The organism is Komagataeibacter sp. FXV3 (assembly GCF_015155755.1).
Lineage (GTDB): Bacteria > Pseudomonadota > Alphaproteobacteria > Acetobacterales > Acetobacteraceae > Komagataeibacter.
Map to the genome: position 1 here is coordinate 1 of NZ_VWPI01000162.1, position 14,081 is coordinate 14,081.

Annotated in this window: 10 protein-coding genes; 9 read left to right on the forward strand and 1 reads right to left on the reverse strand. The window is 64.0% G+C overall.

The features are described from left to right. The first annotated feature begins 129 nt into the window (after positions 1–129). The 4 genes from F1542_RS15075 to F1542_RS15090 all read left to right on the forward strand — a co-directional run bounded on the left by F1542_RS15075 (position 130) and on the right by F1542_RS15090 (position 6,360). Complete coding sequence (locus F1542_RS15075; RefSeq protein WP_193733758.1) at positions 130–903, forward strand: HdaA/DnaA family protein; 774 nt, start codon at positions 130–132, stop codon at positions 901–903. Positions 904–1,110: 207 nt separating this feature from the next. Next, on the forward strand, positions 1,111–3,264 hold the full coding sequence (locus F1542_RS15080) for an RNA degradosome polyphosphate kinase (RefSeq protein ID WP_227672786.1): 2,154 nt from the start codon (positions 1,111–1,113) through the stop codon (positions 3,262–3,264). A gap of 45 nt (positions 3,265–3,309) precedes the next feature. Continuing rightward, positions 3,310–4,806 carry a Ppx/GppA family phosphatase gene (locus F1542_RS15085; RefSeq protein WP_193733805.1) on the forward strand — a complete coding sequence of 499 codons (1,497 nt, stop codon included), beginning with the start codon at positions 3,310–3,312 and terminating at the stop codon, positions 4,804–4,806. 180 nt (positions 4,807–4,986) lie between these two features. Then, on the forward strand, positions 4,987–6,360 hold the full coding sequence (locus tag F1542_RS15090) for an amidohydrolase family protein (protein ID WP_193733760.1): 1,374 nt from the start codon (positions 4,987–4,989) through the stop codon (positions 6,358–6,360). Between the two features lie 56 nt (positions 6,361–6,416). On the opposite strand, the gene F1542_RS15095 is transcribed toward F1542_RS15090, so the two are convergent. Continuing rightward, the gene (locus F1542_RS15095) at positions 6,417–6,749 is read right to left on the reverse strand and encodes a hypothetical protein (protein ID WP_193733761.1); all 333 of its coding nucleotides are present in this window, start codon (positions 6,747–6,749) and stop codon (positions 6,417–6,419) included. Here F1542_RS15095 and xdhA point away from each other — a divergent pair. The 5 genes from xdhA to F1542_RS15120 all read left to right on the forward strand — a co-directional run bounded on the left by xdhA (position 6,748) and on the right by F1542_RS15120 (position 14,067). Next, positions 6,748–8,265, forward strand: a complete 1,518-nt coding sequence (gene xdhA, locus F1542_RS15100; RefSeq protein ID WP_227672780.1) for a xanthine dehydrogenase small subunit — start codon at positions 6,748–6,750, stop codon at positions 8,263–8,265. The two genes, F1542_RS15095 and xdhA, sit on opposite strands and share 2 nt — an antisense overlap. After that, complete coding sequence (gene xdhB, locus F1542_RS15105; protein ID WP_193733762.1) at positions 8,258–10,624, forward strand: xanthine dehydrogenase molybdopterin binding subunit; 2,367 nt, start codon at positions 8,258–8,260, stop codon at positions 10,622–10,624. The genes xdhA and xdhB overlap by 8 nt, the downstream gene beginning before the upstream one ends. 5 nt (positions 10,625–10,629) lie before the next feature. Next, on the forward strand, positions 10,630–11,484 hold the full coding sequence (xdhC, locus tag F1542_RS15110) for a xanthine dehydrogenase accessory protein XdhC (protein WP_193733763.1): 855 nt from the start codon (positions 10,630–10,632) through the stop codon (positions 11,482–11,484). Beyond that, positions 11,481–12,437 (forward strand): LysR family transcriptional regulator, encoded by a 957-nt coding sequence (locus F1542_RS15115; protein ID WP_193733764.1) that lies wholly within the window; start codon positions 11,481–11,483, stop codon positions 12,435–12,437. Before xdhC ends, F1542_RS15115 begins: the two co-directional genes overlap by 4 nt. A gap of 172 nt (positions 12,438–12,609) precedes the next feature. Further along, the gene (locus tag F1542_RS15120) at positions 12,610–14,067 is read left to right on the forward strand and encodes an NAD(P)-binding domain-containing protein (protein WP_193733765.1); all 1,458 of its coding nucleotides are present in this window, start codon (positions 12,610–12,612) and stop codon (positions 14,065–14,067) included. Positions 14,068–14,081: the final 14 nt, after the last annotated feature.

The following is a 14,081-nucleotide window of genomic DNA, read 5'->3' on the forward strand; positions in this document are numbered from 1 at the left end:
GCCTTTTTTCCGTAATCAAACTATCACTTTCCCGGACTCCCGCATGCGGGCTATGAAAACCGTCATGCGGGACCGGGGTCAGAGGGACTTCCGGCCTTCTTACGTCAAGGCGGGGCAACGCACAAAGCGGTGGTTGAGCGCACGAAGCTGAAAACGGATGAAAATGCGGTTGCGGGCGTGATCGGGCAACTGGTGTTGCCGTTTGCCCACACGCCCCGCTTCGCCGCGGGGGATTTTGTCTTTTCCGCCTCCAACGCGGCCGCGCGCAGCTGGCTGCTTGGCCCGACCCCGTGGCCCGAGCGCAGGCTGGCGCTGTGGGGGGCGGCCGGAACGGGCAAGACTCACATGCTGGAAATATGGGCGCACATGCATGATGCGGTGCTGCTTCATGGCGGTAGCCTGTCGCATGCCCATGTCACGGCGCTGTTCGCAGCCCGCGCCACCGGGGTGCCGGTCATGGCCATGGCGGTGGACCGGGCCGATGAATGCGCAGACGAACGCGCGCTGCTGCACCTGCTGAACACGGCGCGTGAACAGGGGATCGCATTGCTGCTGGGCGGGCGCACGTCACCGGCGCGCTGGCCGGTGGCATTGCCCGACCTGGCAAGCCGGCTGCGGGCGACCATGGCGGTGGCCATACGCCAGCCCGGTGACGGGCTTTTGCGCGTGCTGCTGCTGCGCCTGCTGGCCGAACGCCAGATTGTCGTATCGCAGCCGGTCGTGGAATGGCTGCTGCGCCACCTGCCGCGCACGGCAGTGGCCATGCAGGAAGCAGTGGACCGGCTGGACCATGCCGCCCTTGCATCCGGCCGCCCCGTGACCCGCGCCCTGGCCACGCGCGTGCTGGCCGACATGCTGATGGGGGACACCATGGCGGCCACGGATATGGAACCCGGCGCCTGAACGGGCAGCCTGCTCTGGCCAAGTGGCGTGTCGCTGGCCTAGGGTCGTATGCAACAAGGAATATTACCCCCGAACGGGAGATCGAATCCATTGGCCAGAACGCCACGCAAAGCCCCTGACGGTACTGCCCCCAAGCCCCGTACCCGCACACGCAGCCGCAAGGCCGCGACCGGGCGACAGGTCGCGGTGCGCACGCCGGTGGAACCCATGCCCGACGCCACGTCGCCCAAACGCTTCATCAACCGTGAACTGTCGTGGCTCGATTTCAACCAGCGCGTGGTGGATGAAGCCGACAACCCCCGCAATCCGCTGCTGGAACGCGTGCGCTTCCTGTCGATCAGCGCCAGCAACCTTGATGAATTCTATTCCGTGCGCGTGGCGGGGCTGGTGGGGCAGGTGCGTGAGGGGCTGGTCAAGACCTCGCCTGACGGGCTGACGCCACAACAGCAGCTGTCCGCCGTGCGCGAACGCACCGGCCGCCTGCTGCAGGAACAGCAGCGCATCTGGCGCGACCTGCAGCGTGAACTGGAGGGCGCGGGCATTGTCGTATGCGACGAAATCTCCTTTACCGAAGAAGAACAGGCCTGGCTGGAAAACTGCTTCATGGAACGGGTCTTTCCCGTCCTGACGCCATTGGCCATCGACCCCGCCCATCCGCTGCCCTTCATCCCCAACATGGGCATTGCGCAGGCCCTGCGGCTGATGAACGCCGAAACCGGGCAGTTCGTGATGGAGGCGCTGATCCTGCTACCCGCGCGGATCGAACGTTTCATCCGGCTGCCTGACGCGCTGTCGCCGCCGGGGGTGACGCGCTTCATCCTGCTGGAACGCCTGATTGTCATGTGCATCGACCGCCTGTTCCCCGGCCTTGTGGCGGGGGACTGGGGCGTGATGCGCGTGGTGCGCGACACGGACGTGGAATTCGAGGACGAGGCCGAGGATCTGGTCCGTTCGTATGAAAGCGCGCTCAAGCGCCGCAGGCGCGGCGTGGTGATCCACCTCGATATCGAATCCCGCATGCCCGAGGACCTGGCCCGGTCAATGGCCGAAGGGCTGGCCCCGCCACCGGATGAGGTGTTCGTGCAGTCCGGGCTGATCGGGGTGGTGGACCTCAAGCAGCTGATCGTTGATGACCGGCCCGACCTGCTGTTCCCGCCCTATACCCCACGCTTTCCCGAACGGATCGTCGATTGTGGCGGGGACTGCTTTGCCGCCATCCGTGCGCGCGACATGATCGTCCACCACCCGTTCGAAAGCTTTGACGTGGTGGTGCAGTTTTTGCGGCAGGCGGCCATTGACCCGGCCGTGGTGGCGATCAAGCAGACGCTGTACCGCACGTCGCGCGACAGTCCCATCGTCAAGGCCCTGATCGAGGCGGCAGAGGCCGGCAAGGCCGTGACCGCCATGGTGGAACTGCGCGCCCGTTTTGATGAGGAAGCCAATATCCGTCTCGCCCGCGCGCTGGAAGCGGCGGGCGTGCAGGTGGTCTTCGGTTTTTCCGACCTCAAGACACACGCCAAGCTCAGCCTTGTCGTGCGGCGTGAGGGCGGCGCGTTGCGTTCCTATGCCCATTTCGGCACCGGCAATTATCACCCGATCACGGCGCGGATTTACACCGATCTGTCATTCTTCACCTGCAACCCGGAACTGGTGCGCGATTCGGCGCGGCTGTTCAATTACATGACCGGCTATGCCGTGCCCGCGCGGATGGAGGCGATCGCGTTTTCGCCCGTGACCATCCGCCGCACGCTGGAAGACCTGATTGCGGGTGAAATCGCCCATGTGCAGGCAGGGCGTCCGGGGCAGATCTGGCTCAAGATGAACTCCCTGGTGGATCCCGACCTGATCGACCGGCTGTATGCCGCGTCATGTGCCGGGGTGAAGGTCATGGCGGTGGTGCGGGGCATCTGCTGCCTGCGGCCCGGTGTGCCGGGACTGTCGGAAAACATCCGCGTCAAGTCGATCGTGGGACGGTTTCTGGAACACGCGCGCATCTATGCCTTTGGCGACGGGCACCGCCTGCCCGGCAGGCAGGCAAAGCTGTATATCTCATCGGCGGACTGGATGCAGCGCAACATGGACTGGCGGGTGGAAAGCATGGTCCCCATGCTGGACCCGCAGGTACATGCCCGCGTGCTGGACCAGATCATGATGATCGACCTCAAGGACAACCTGCAGTCATGGATTCTACAGCGCAATGGTGTATGGCGGCGTCTGGAGCCGGGGCGCAGGCCATTTTCGTCGCATGAATATTTCATGGAACATCCGGTTCACGCGGGGCGTGGCGCCACGGCGGGGGAAGCCCCGATCCGGGTCAGCGCGTCGCAGCCATGGCATGCGGAACAGACTATTGAGGACTGAGGATTACGGTATGGGTGCGGTCATGGCATTATGGGCGGACGACGTATGGGGCCGGATGTGACGGTAAATGGCGGGTTTCGCCGTTCGGCGGTCATAGATCTGGGATCGAATTCTGTCCGGCTTGTGGTGTTTGACGGGATTTCACGCAATCCGGCCCCCATTTTCAATGAAAAGGTGGTCCTGCGGCTGGGACGGGGCCTGAACGCGACGGGGCGCCTGAATGAAGAAGCCGTACCGCTGGCGATGGAGGTCATGGCCCGTTTCAACGCCATTGCGCGCGGGATGGAGGCAAGCCCCTTTGAGGTACTGGCCACAGCCGCCGTGCGGGACGCCAGCAACGGGCCGGAATTCGTGGCGGGGCTGAAATCACGCCTGCCCGGTGTGCCGATCCGTATCCTGAGCGGGGAGGAGGAAGCCGATTATTCCGCCACCGGCGTGCTGTGCGGCATACCGGACGCCAACGGCCTGGTGGCTGATATCGGCGGCGGGTCGCTGGAACTGATCCGGCTGGAAAACGGGCGCAAGCTCAATGCCTGCACGCTGCCGCTGGGTGTGATCCGGCTGAACGACCGGGCTGATGGCGACCTTGCCCGCGCACGTGCGCTGGTGGATGAGGATCTGGCCCGCGTGGGCTGGCTGGATGATGTGCAGGATCAGGATCTTTACCTGGTGGGCGGCGCATTCCGCGCGCTGGCGCGCATGCAGATCGCGCGCACGGCCTATCCGCTGAATATCGTCCATCTCTATCGTCTTGCCCCTGATACAGGGCGGGAAATGGCGGACTGGATCATCGGCGCGGGCAAGCGGTCGCTTGAACGCCTGCCCGGCGTGCCGCGCAAACGGCTGGAGGACGCGCCCTATGCCGCGACCGTGCTGCGCAGGCTCATGCGGCGTACGCGTTCGACGGGGCTGGTGTTCTGCGTCGATGGCCTGCGCGAAGGGTGGTACATGCGCAATGTTGCCGCAAGCGTTGCCGATAACGACCCGCAGGATGCCGTGGCGCGGGAAATGTGCTGCATGCTGGGCCGCAGCGTGACCCTGCCGGAACGGCTGGCGGAATGGACCGCGCCCCTGTTCCCCGATGAGGGACATGTGGCGACCCGCCTGCGCGGGGTTGCGTGCTGGCTGTCGGATGTGGGCGCGCATGACCACCCCGAATACCGGGCGGAACAGACCTATCTGCGTATCCTGCGTATGCAGGGCGTGGGCTTTACCCATCAGGCCCGGGCGTTCCTGTCGCTGACGCTTGCGGTGCGGTACGGGGCCGATCTATCGGTGGCGTACCTGCAACCATCGCGCCAGTTGCTGGATCAGGTGCAGTTTGGCCGTGCCGTGGCATTGGGGCAGGCGTTGCGGCTGGCCTATACCGTCAGTGGCGGGACCGAGGCGCTGCTGGATGGCACCCGGCTGGAATGTGAGGACCGCATCCTGTCCCTGCATTTTGCGCCGGGCCGCGATGTGGTGCAGGGCGAAAGCGTGCGCCGCAGGCTGGAACGCCTGGGCAGTGCACTGGATATGACGGTCCGGATCCGCGACCACTGATCTGTCTGGCGCTGGAAAACAATAAAAGTTTTTGGTGAAGCTTTTTTCAAAAAAGCTTCAAAGGAATGCTGCCTTTTTGAAAAAGGAGGCATCCAGAAAACTTTTTTGTAATTTGCACGATGGCGCAAAGACGGGCTTTTCAGACGGTCTCTTCAGGCCATGGGCAGGACATAACGCGACATGGGCATACGGCATGGACACATGCGCGACCTGCTGCTGATCCGGGGCGGGACGGTGGTGACGGCGCAGGCGTCGTTTCGGGTTGACGTACTGTGCGGCGGCGAGGGCGAGATCCTGGCCGTTGGCCCCGATCTGGACAGACCGACCGGCGGCATGGTGGTGGATGCGGGGGGGCTGCTGGTCCTGCCCGGCGGGGTGGACCCGCAGACCGGCATTGGCGCGGATGAAACAGGCTTTGCCCGCACGGTGGCGGCGTTGTCTGGTGGCACCACCACCATACTCGACACCATGCGTCCCGACGGTGGCGGACTGGACGCGGCATGGCGGGACTGGCGGCATGCCGCACGCCATGCCCATGTCGATGTCGGGCTGCATATGGCGCTGCCCGGTGCTGGTGCATCCGCTCTACAGTGCATGGATGAACTGGTGGCGGACAGGGGGGTGAATGCCTTCCACCTGTCCATGGCGGACGGACTGTCTGATCATGATATTCTGCAACTGACCCGCCATGCCGCCGATCGGGGCGCCCTGTGCATGATCGAGGCCCAGAATGCACAGGCCGTGGCCTATCTGCGGACGGAACTGGATCATGCAGGCATTGCCGGCAACGAGGCCTGCCTGCTGTCCGCCCCGCCGCAGGTCGAGGGTGAAGCGGTGGGCCGTGCCATCATGCTGGCGGGACTGGCCGGTGGGCCGGTGCATGTGGGGCCGGTATCCACCATTGGCGCCACGGACATCCTTGCGCATGCGCGCCTGCGCGGGCAGCGGGTGGAGGGGCATGTGCTGGCCCCGCACCTGGTGGTGGATGAAGCGGTCTATGATCCCGAAGGCGACGTGGCCCCGGATCCCTACATTACCCTGCCGCCCTTTCGCGACGGCACGCATCGGCGGGCGTTATGGGGTGGGCTGGCGTCGGGCAATATCGGCATGGTCGCCAGTGGTTTCCGCCCGTCCGGTGCTGCAGGAAACGGGGTGATGGGCGGCCTTGCGCAGCGCATGCGCGTGGTCTGGCAGCACGGCGTGCGCGCGGGCATCCTGACGGTGGAGGAATTCGTGGCCGTCACATCGCAGGCGGCAGCCCGTGCCTTCAACATCTATCCCCGCAAGGGGGCGATCATGCCAGGGGCTGACGCCGATATCGTGCTGTGGGATCCCGATGCGCAGGAAACGTGCACGTCCGGCCTGTATGCCGGGATCACGCTGGGTGGCCGGGCGGTGCGGGTCATTCGCGGCGGGGTGACGGTATGGCAGGATGACATGCCGTGCGAAGGCGTCGGATACGGGGCCTATGTGCCATGTCCGGCCTTCCGCCCCCAACTGTCGCAACACATGCGCAAGGCTGCGCACCTGTCGATGCGTGACGGTGAAATATAGCGTCGTGGCATTGGATATTGTTTCAATATAATATTTTGATAAACATGAATAAAATATTATGTGCGACGATTATTCATGTCCTTATTTGAAAAAGCGTCATCAAAAATCCCCAGGCTATCTGACTGGTCGCCTGTTACGGCGGATTTGATAGATGGTATGAAAATAACCATATGATAAAAAACAATAAAATTTTTTATGGGGCCGCCTTTTTTAAAAAGGTGGCATTCCGCATGATTGGCAGGATGTGCCAGAGGCAGGTTTTTCAGGCAGTCTCCTGAAATCTTTGCCGGGGTGACAAGACCGGACCGGGTTCCATATATTACACAGATCAGAATGAAAGGCTGTTCCGGCTGTCTGCCTTGAGGGGGGTGAGGCAGTCCTGTGGCCATGATAGAGGGAACAGATTTGACGGGGATCAGACACGGCATCCGTTTCTATGTCGGAAACGAATGCCATACGTTGGCTAATGTCGCGCCGACGCGTACGCTGCTGGACTGGCTGCGGGAAGACCGTGGCCTGACCGGCACCAAGGAAGGCTGCAACGAAGGCGATTGCGGGGCCTGCACCGTGCTGGTGGTGCGGCTGGAAGGGGACCGTCTGGTCTGGCGCGCGGTCAATGCGTGCATCCAGTTTGTCTCCATGCTGGACGGTGCGCAGGTCCTGACCATCGAGGACATGCGTGCGCCCGATGGCAGCCTGCATCCGGTGCAGCAGGCAATGGTGGACCAGCATGGCTCGCAATGCGGTTTCTGCACGCCCGGTTTTGTCATGTCCATGGTGGCAGGGCGCAAGGCCGATGGGCTGGCGCAGGATGAACACGCGATTGATGACATGCTGGCCGGCAATCTGTGCCGCTGCACCGGATATGCGCCAATCGTGCGGGCCATGCGACAGGCCCTGCAGGCGGGACCGGACCATTTTGACACCATGGCGGGAGAGATTGCCGACCGGCTGCGTGCCCTGCGTGACGGGGCGACGGTCGAACTCGACGGGCCTGCGGGCCGCCTGACCATTCCCGCAGATGCTGACGCACTGGCACGGACCATGATGGCGCATCCCGATGCACGGATCGTGGCGGGGGCAACCGATGTAGGCCTGTGGGTGACCAAGGGCATGCGGGACCTGCCGCATGTCGTCACCATCGGGCAGGTGCCCGACCTGCGCCGTATCACATGCGATGCGCAGGGTGTGTACCTTGGCGCCGCCGTCACATGGCAGGAAGCACGGGCCGTTCTGGCCGATATCCTGCCGCAGCCGGATGCGGAGGTTATCCGCCGCATTGGTTCGGTGCAGGTGCGCAACAGCGGTACGGTATGCGGCAATATCGCCAATGGCTCCCCCATTGGCGATGGGCCGCCGGTGCTGATTGCGGCGGGGGCGAAACTGCACCTGCGGCGCGGCGATGCGCGGCGTGTCATCGCGCTGGAAGATTTCTTTATTGATTACGGCAGGCAGGACCGTGCGCCCGGTGAGTTCGTAGAAGGTGTGAGCATTCCCCGTCCCGGCGCGGATACGGTTGTGCGTGCATGGAAAGTTTCCAAGCGGTTCGATCAGGATATTTCCGCCATCCTTGGCGCGTTTTCCCTCACACTTGCCCCTGATGGCATGATTGCCAATGCCCGCGTGGCCTTTGGTGGCATGGCAGCCACCCCGCGTCGCGCCAGCCGGACGGAAGCCGCACTGGAAGGCCGGAAATGGGATGAGACCACGCTGGCAGCGGCACGCCAGGCCATCATGGATGATTTCGCGCCCATTACCGACATGCGGGCAAGCGACTGGTACCGCCGCACGGTTGCGGCCAATCTGCTGACCCGGCTTTATGCCGATTGCGGGCCGGAAAACGCACGCGCCGCTATCAGCGTGCGCACCGCCTGCGCCAATGCGGGAGGACATGCCCATGGCTGATGGAAACAGCTTTGCCAACGCAGCCCCCACGGCGGGCGGCGGCATTGTGGCCGGTGGCGCATCAGACAGCCTGCGGCATGAAAGTGCCGCCATGCATGTGCAGGGCAGCGCCACCTATATCGATGACCTGCCCGAACCGCGCGGCACGCTGCATCTGGTCCCGGGGCTGGGCACGCGCGCCCATGCCCGCATCCTGTCCATGGACCTTGATGCCGTGCGTCAGGCGGACGGCGTGGTGGGTGTCTATACCGCCGCCGACATTCCCGGTGACAACCAGATCAGTCCTGTGGGCAAGGGGGACGAACCGCTTCTGGCCACGACCGAGGTCTCGTTTTACGGCCAGCCACTGTTCGTGGTTGCCGCTACCACCCGTGGCGCCGCGCGCCGGGCAGTGCGTCTGGCGAAGGTGGAATACGAGGACCTTCCCGCCATCCTGAACGTGGCCGAGGCCCGTGCCGCTGGCAGCCCGCTGGTCTGGCGGCCGATGGAAATGAAGCGCGGCGACGTGGTGGCGGGCCTTGAACACGCGCCCCGCAGGCTGTCGGGCCGCGTGACCGTGGGCGGGCAGGAACATTTCTATCTTGAAGGGCAGGTCGCGCTGGCCCGACCGGGTGAGGAGGGGGAGATGCATGTCACTTCATCCACTCAGCACCCGACCGAAACCCAGCACATGGTCGCCCATGTGCTGGACCGTCCCGCCAACCTGGTTACGGTCGAGGTCCGGCGCATGGGCGGTGGCTTTGGCGGCAAGGAAACGCAGGCCAATGCCTGTGCCTGCCTTGCCGCCCTGGTGGCTGAGCGCACCGGACGTGCGGCCAAGATGCGGCTGGACCGTGATGACGACATGACCATGACCGGCAAGCGGCATGATTTCGTCATTGATTACGATGTCGGCTTTACCGACGAAGGCCGGATCATTGCGGTGGACATGGTGCTGGCGGCGCGGTGCGGGTGGTCGGCCGACCTGTCCGGCCCGGTGATCGACCGCGCGCTGTTCCATGCCGACAACGCCTATTTCTATCCCGATGTGCGGCTGCGTTCCGAACCCCTGCGGACCAATACGCAGTCCAACACCGCCTATCGCGGTTTTGGCGGCCCGCAGGGTATTGTCGCGGCTGAACGCGTAATTGAGGAAATCGCGTTCGCCACCGGCCTTGACCCGCTCATGGTGCGCCTGCGCAACGCCTACGGCACGCATGACCGCAACGTCACACCCTACAACATGGTGGTCGAGGACTCGATCACCGCCGAACTGCTGCCCGAACTGGCGCGGCGCTGTCATTACGAAAAGCGGCGCGAAGCCTGCCGCGCGTTCAATGCCGGCAGCGCCTACCTGCGGCGTGGCATCGCGATCACGCCGGTCAAATTCGGTATTTCCTTCACCGCCACCCATTACAACCAGGCCGGTGCGCTGGTGCATGTCTATACCGACGGGTCGGTGCAGGTGAACCACGGCGGCACCGAAATGGGGCAGGGCCTGCATACCAAGATGGTGCAGGTCGTCATGCGCGAACTGGGGCTGGGCACGGATCAGGTGCGCATTACCGCCACCACGACCGGCAAGGTACCCAATACATCGGCCACGGCGGCGTCTTCCGGCGCGGACCTCAATGGCATGGCGGTGCTGGACGCGGTGCGCCGTATCAAGCGCAGGCTGGTGGAATTTGCGGCCGGCCACTGGAATGTGGGTGAAGACGAAGTCCGCTTCGCGCCCGATGGTGTGCATGTGGGGCACAGGGTCATCGCATTTTCACACCTGACACGGCAGGCCTATTTCGCGCGCGTGTCCATGTCCGCCAACGGGTTTTACAAGACGCCGAAGATTTCATGGAACGGGGACACGGGGCAGGGCCGTCCGTTCTATTACTTCGCCTATGGCGCGGCCTGTTCGGAGGTCGTGATCGACCTGCTGACGGGTGAGATGAAGATCGACCGCGTGGATATCCTGCATGACGCGGGGCAGTCGCTGAACCCGGCGCTGGATATCGGTCAGATCGAAGGCGGCTTCGTGCAGGGGGCCGGATGGCTGACATGTGAGGAACTGGTCTGGGACAAGGCGGGTCGCCTGCGTACGCATGCGCCCAGCACATACAAGATCCCGGCCTGTTCTGATCGCCCGCGTGTGTTCAATGTCGAACTGCTGGAAAACGCACCTAACCGTGAACACACCATTTTCCGCTCCAAGGCAGTGGGGGAACCGCCCTTCGTGCATGGCGTATCGGTGCTGCAGGCGGTGTCCGATGCGCTGGCCAGTCTGGATGGTTATCGTACGTGCCCGCGGCTGGACGCGCCCGCCACGCCGGAAATGATCCTGCGCGTGGCCGAACGCATGCGGCACGGCAACCCGCCCGCCGCCTGACTGCCATGAGCATGGAAATGCGTGCGGATCTGGTGCGATGGCGGCTGTCAGGCCGGCCGGTCGCCCGGATCAGTGTATCGGATGCACGCGGGTCCACCCCGCGTGAGGCCGGGACCTTCATGCTGGTCACGCCCACGGAACAGTCCGGCACGATCGGCGGTGGCGATCTGGAATGGAACGCCATCCATCAGGCCCGCAGGCTACTGGAGACGGGCGGCCAGACACTGGTGCAGCGCATAAGCCTTGGCGGGAATTCGGGGCAGTGCTGCGGTGGTGAGGTCCAGCTGACCCTTGATGTGCCGGATTGTGCCGGGCTGGATGGTATCATGGCGCGGCTTGAGCATCTGCGCCGCACGCAGCCGCTGCTGCTGCTGTTTGGCGCGGGGCATGTGGGGCGCGCGCTGGCGCATGTGCTGGCCCCGCTGCCGCTGCGGCTGGCATGGTGCGATTCGCGCCCGCATGAATTCGGTCCCTCCATCCCTCCGGGTGTTGCGGTGCATGATGATGGCGCATGGGAACCGCTTGTCGCCCACGCCCCACCGGGTTCCGGTGCGCTGGTGCTGACGCAGAGTCACGCGCTGGACAGCCTTATTGTTGCATCTCTCCTCGAACGGGGTGATTTTCGATATGTCGGGCTGATAGGCTCGCACACGAAACGCCGCCGGTTCGAGGCAGGCTTCCGCCAGATCGGCCTGCCCGAGGACCGGATCGCCGCCATGGTCTGCCCGATCGGGGATCGTGACATACGTGACAAACGGCCTGCCGTCATTGCCGCATTGGTCGCGGCGGAAATCGTTACCCGCTTCCTGCATCCGGTGCAGGCAGGCGGTCATGCAAACGGGGATGACACCAGTCCATGAATGATCCGCTTTCCCGTACCCCCCGCATGATGCGGCTGCATGCGCGGGGCATTTCCTATTTCAATGCCGTGCGGGAATGCCGATCGATCCGGGAAGCCGCGCGCAGGCTGAACGTCACGCCATCCGCCCTGACCCGCCAACTTGCGCAGATGGAAGCTGAAATCGGCGCGCCCCTGTTCGACCGCCTGCCCGATGGCATGGTCCTGACGGAGGTGGGTACGATCATGGCCCGCCATATCGTGACGGTGATGCAGGATGCCGCCCGGACGGAAGAACAGATCAACGCCCTGTCCGGCCGCCATGACGGGCGGCTGCGTATCATGGCGGTGGAAGGGATCGCGGGGCAATTGCTGCCCGCCCTGCTGGAACGCATCATTTCCGCCTATCCGTCCGTGGAACTGCATGTGGAAGTCGGCGCGCCCAAGACCATCGTATCCGCCCTCCAGGACGGGCGGGTGGATCTGGGCATCGCGTTTTCGCTGGCGCTGTATCCCGAACTGCGGCGTGTGGCGGTAGGGCATTTCCCGGTGGGTGCCGTGGTGCGCGCGGACCATCCGCTGGCGCATCTGCGCACTGTCACGGTGGAGGAATGCATCGCCTATCGCCTGATCCTGCCCACGCGCACGCTGTCGCTGTACCGTGTCATGGAACCCATGCTGCGCCCGTGGCAGGACAGGCTGAACGTAGTGTTGCAGACCGGGTCGATCGAACTGACCAACCGTATGGTGCGGGCCGGGGCCGGGCTGGCGTTCCAGTCACCGCTGGCGGTGGGCGTGCAGCCGGGACAGGACAGCCTGCGCCATGTGCCGCTGCGTGACACGCGTGCGGTAACGGACCTTGGGGCATATGTGCGCGAATCGCGCTGGCTGCCGCCCCTGCTGGAAACCGTGATCGAGGAACTGCGGCTTGAACTGCGCCGCGTGCAGGGGGTCAGCGACGAACGGGTGGTCTGACCTTGCGTTGCGTTTTAGGCAACGGAACGGTCGAATCATTCTACTAGACGGAACACGTGGCGGACTGATTAGATTTACCCATCATGGTGCGGTTGGGGACTATTCCGCATGGCGTCGGGGGACGCCATGCGGGCTGCATCGACAAACAGTAAAACATGATGGGAACCCGCAGATGGACACCACAACGCCGCCGAATGCCGGGATGGATAGCGGGCTTGCAGCCCTTGATGCGGCGGTGCGCCGGGATCTGGAAATCATCCGCTATCCCCGCAAGGAATGGGTTCCCCCCATGGAACGTGACGGCCAGCGCGTGCTGGACGTGGCCATTATCGGGGCGGGGCAGGGCGGTCTTGCCACGGCCTTCGCGCTCAAGCGCAACAACATCACCAATGTCCGGATTTTCGACCGTGCGGCAAAGGGTGGCGAAGGTCCGTGGGTGACATTCGCGCGCATGATCACGCTGCGCACGCCCAAATACGTGACCGGCCCCGACCTTGGCGTGCCCTCGCTTACGCCGCGTTCGTGGTACGAGGCACAGTATGGGGCCGAAGCGTGGGAAAAGCTGGACAAGATCCCGCGCGGGCAGTGGCAGGATTATCTGGACTGGTACCGCGACATCCTGAAGCTGCCGGTCGCCAATGATCATGATTTCCAGGGTGTTGCATGGGAAGATGGCCTGCTGCGCCTGACCTTCCGCCGTCCGGACGGGTCCACCCATGTGCATTATGCCCGCAAGCTGGTGCTGGCCACCGGGATTGAGGGCTGTGGTTCGTGGCATGTGCCCGATTTCATCCGTGATGGCCTGCCGCGCGCACGTTATGCCCATACGTCGGAAAACATCGATTTCGCGGCGTTGAAGGGCAAGCGCATTGGCGTGCTGGGGGCCGGGGCTTCCGCATTCGACAACGCGGCCACGGCACTGGAAGATGGTGCGGGCAGTGTGACGCTGTGCCTGCGGCGCAAGGAAATCCCGTCCATCAACCCGTACCGGTGGATGGAGAATACAGGCTTCCTCGCCTACTACCCCGCCCTGTCGGATGACCTGCGCTGGGGCTTCATGCGCCGGATATTCGAACTCAACCAGCCGCCGCCGCAGGATACGTTCTGGCGCTGCCGCCGGCATGAAAACTTCTCCTTCCGCACCGGATGCCCGTGGACGGGCGCGCGCATGGATGGGGATGAGATCGTGGTCGATTCGCCCACCGGGGAAATGCGTTTCGATTTCGTGATCATCGGTACCGGGTTCACGACCGACCTGTCGCGCCGGCCGGAAACGCAGTCCTTTGCCCCTTCCGTCGCCCTGTGGGGCGATCGCTATACCGCGCCAGCAGGGTCGGAAAGCGCCGTGCTGGAAAGCTATCCCTACCTGGGTGAAAACTACCAGTTCCTGCCGCGCCGGGCGGATGACGTGCTGGCACCCATGCTGGCGAACATCCACAACTTCACGTTCTCGGCAACACCCAGCATGGGACTGTCGGGGGCGTCGATCAGCGGTATGCGCTTTGGCGTGGAACGCCTGGCCCACGGGCTGGGGCGTGACCTGTATGTAGCCGATGGCAGGCAGCACCTTGAAAGTCTGCTGGCCTATGACGTGCCGGAACTGGTCAGTCTCGATCCTCCTGTTGCATGATGCATCCCGGGTAG

What these genes read in the sequence shown, in the direction of transcription:
- F1542_RS15080 (WP_227672786.1), top strand. Translation starts at nt 1,111, where the DNA reads ATGCCCGACGCCACGTCGCCCAAACGCTTCATCAACCGTGAACTGTCG.
- F1542_RS15085 (WP_193733805.1), top strand. Translation starts at nt 3,310, where the DNA reads ATGGGGCCGGATGTGACGGTAAATGGCGGGTTTCGCCGTTCGGCGGTC.
- F1542_RS15090 (WP_193733760.1), top strand. Translation starts at nt 4,987, where the DNA reads ATGGGCATACGGCATGGACACATGCGCGACCTGCTGCTGATCCGGGGC.
- xdhA (WP_227672780.1), top strand. Translation starts at nt 6,748, where the DNA reads ATGATAGAGGGAACAGATTTGACGGGGATCAGACACGGCATCCGTTTC.
- F1542_RS15095 (WP_193733761.1), bottom strand. Translation starts at nt 6,749, where the DNA reads ATGGCCACAGGACTGCCTCACCCCCCTCAAGGCAGACAGCCGGAACAG.
- xdhB (WP_193733762.1), top strand. Translation starts at nt 8,258, where the DNA reads ATGGCTGATGGAAACAGCTTTGCCAACGCAGCCCCCACGGCGGGCGGC.
- xdhC (WP_193733763.1), top strand. Translation starts at nt 10,630, where the DNA reads ATGAGCATGGAAATGCGTGCGGATCTGGTGCGATGGCGGCTGTCAGGC.
- F1542_RS15115 (WP_193733764.1), top strand. Translation starts at nt 11,481, where the DNA reads ATGAATGATCCGCTTTCCCGTACCCCCCGCATGATGCGGCTGCATGCG.
- F1542_RS15120 (WP_193733765.1), top strand. Translation starts at nt 12,610, where the DNA reads ATGGACACCACAACGCCGCCGAATGCCGGGATGGATAGCGGGCTTGCA.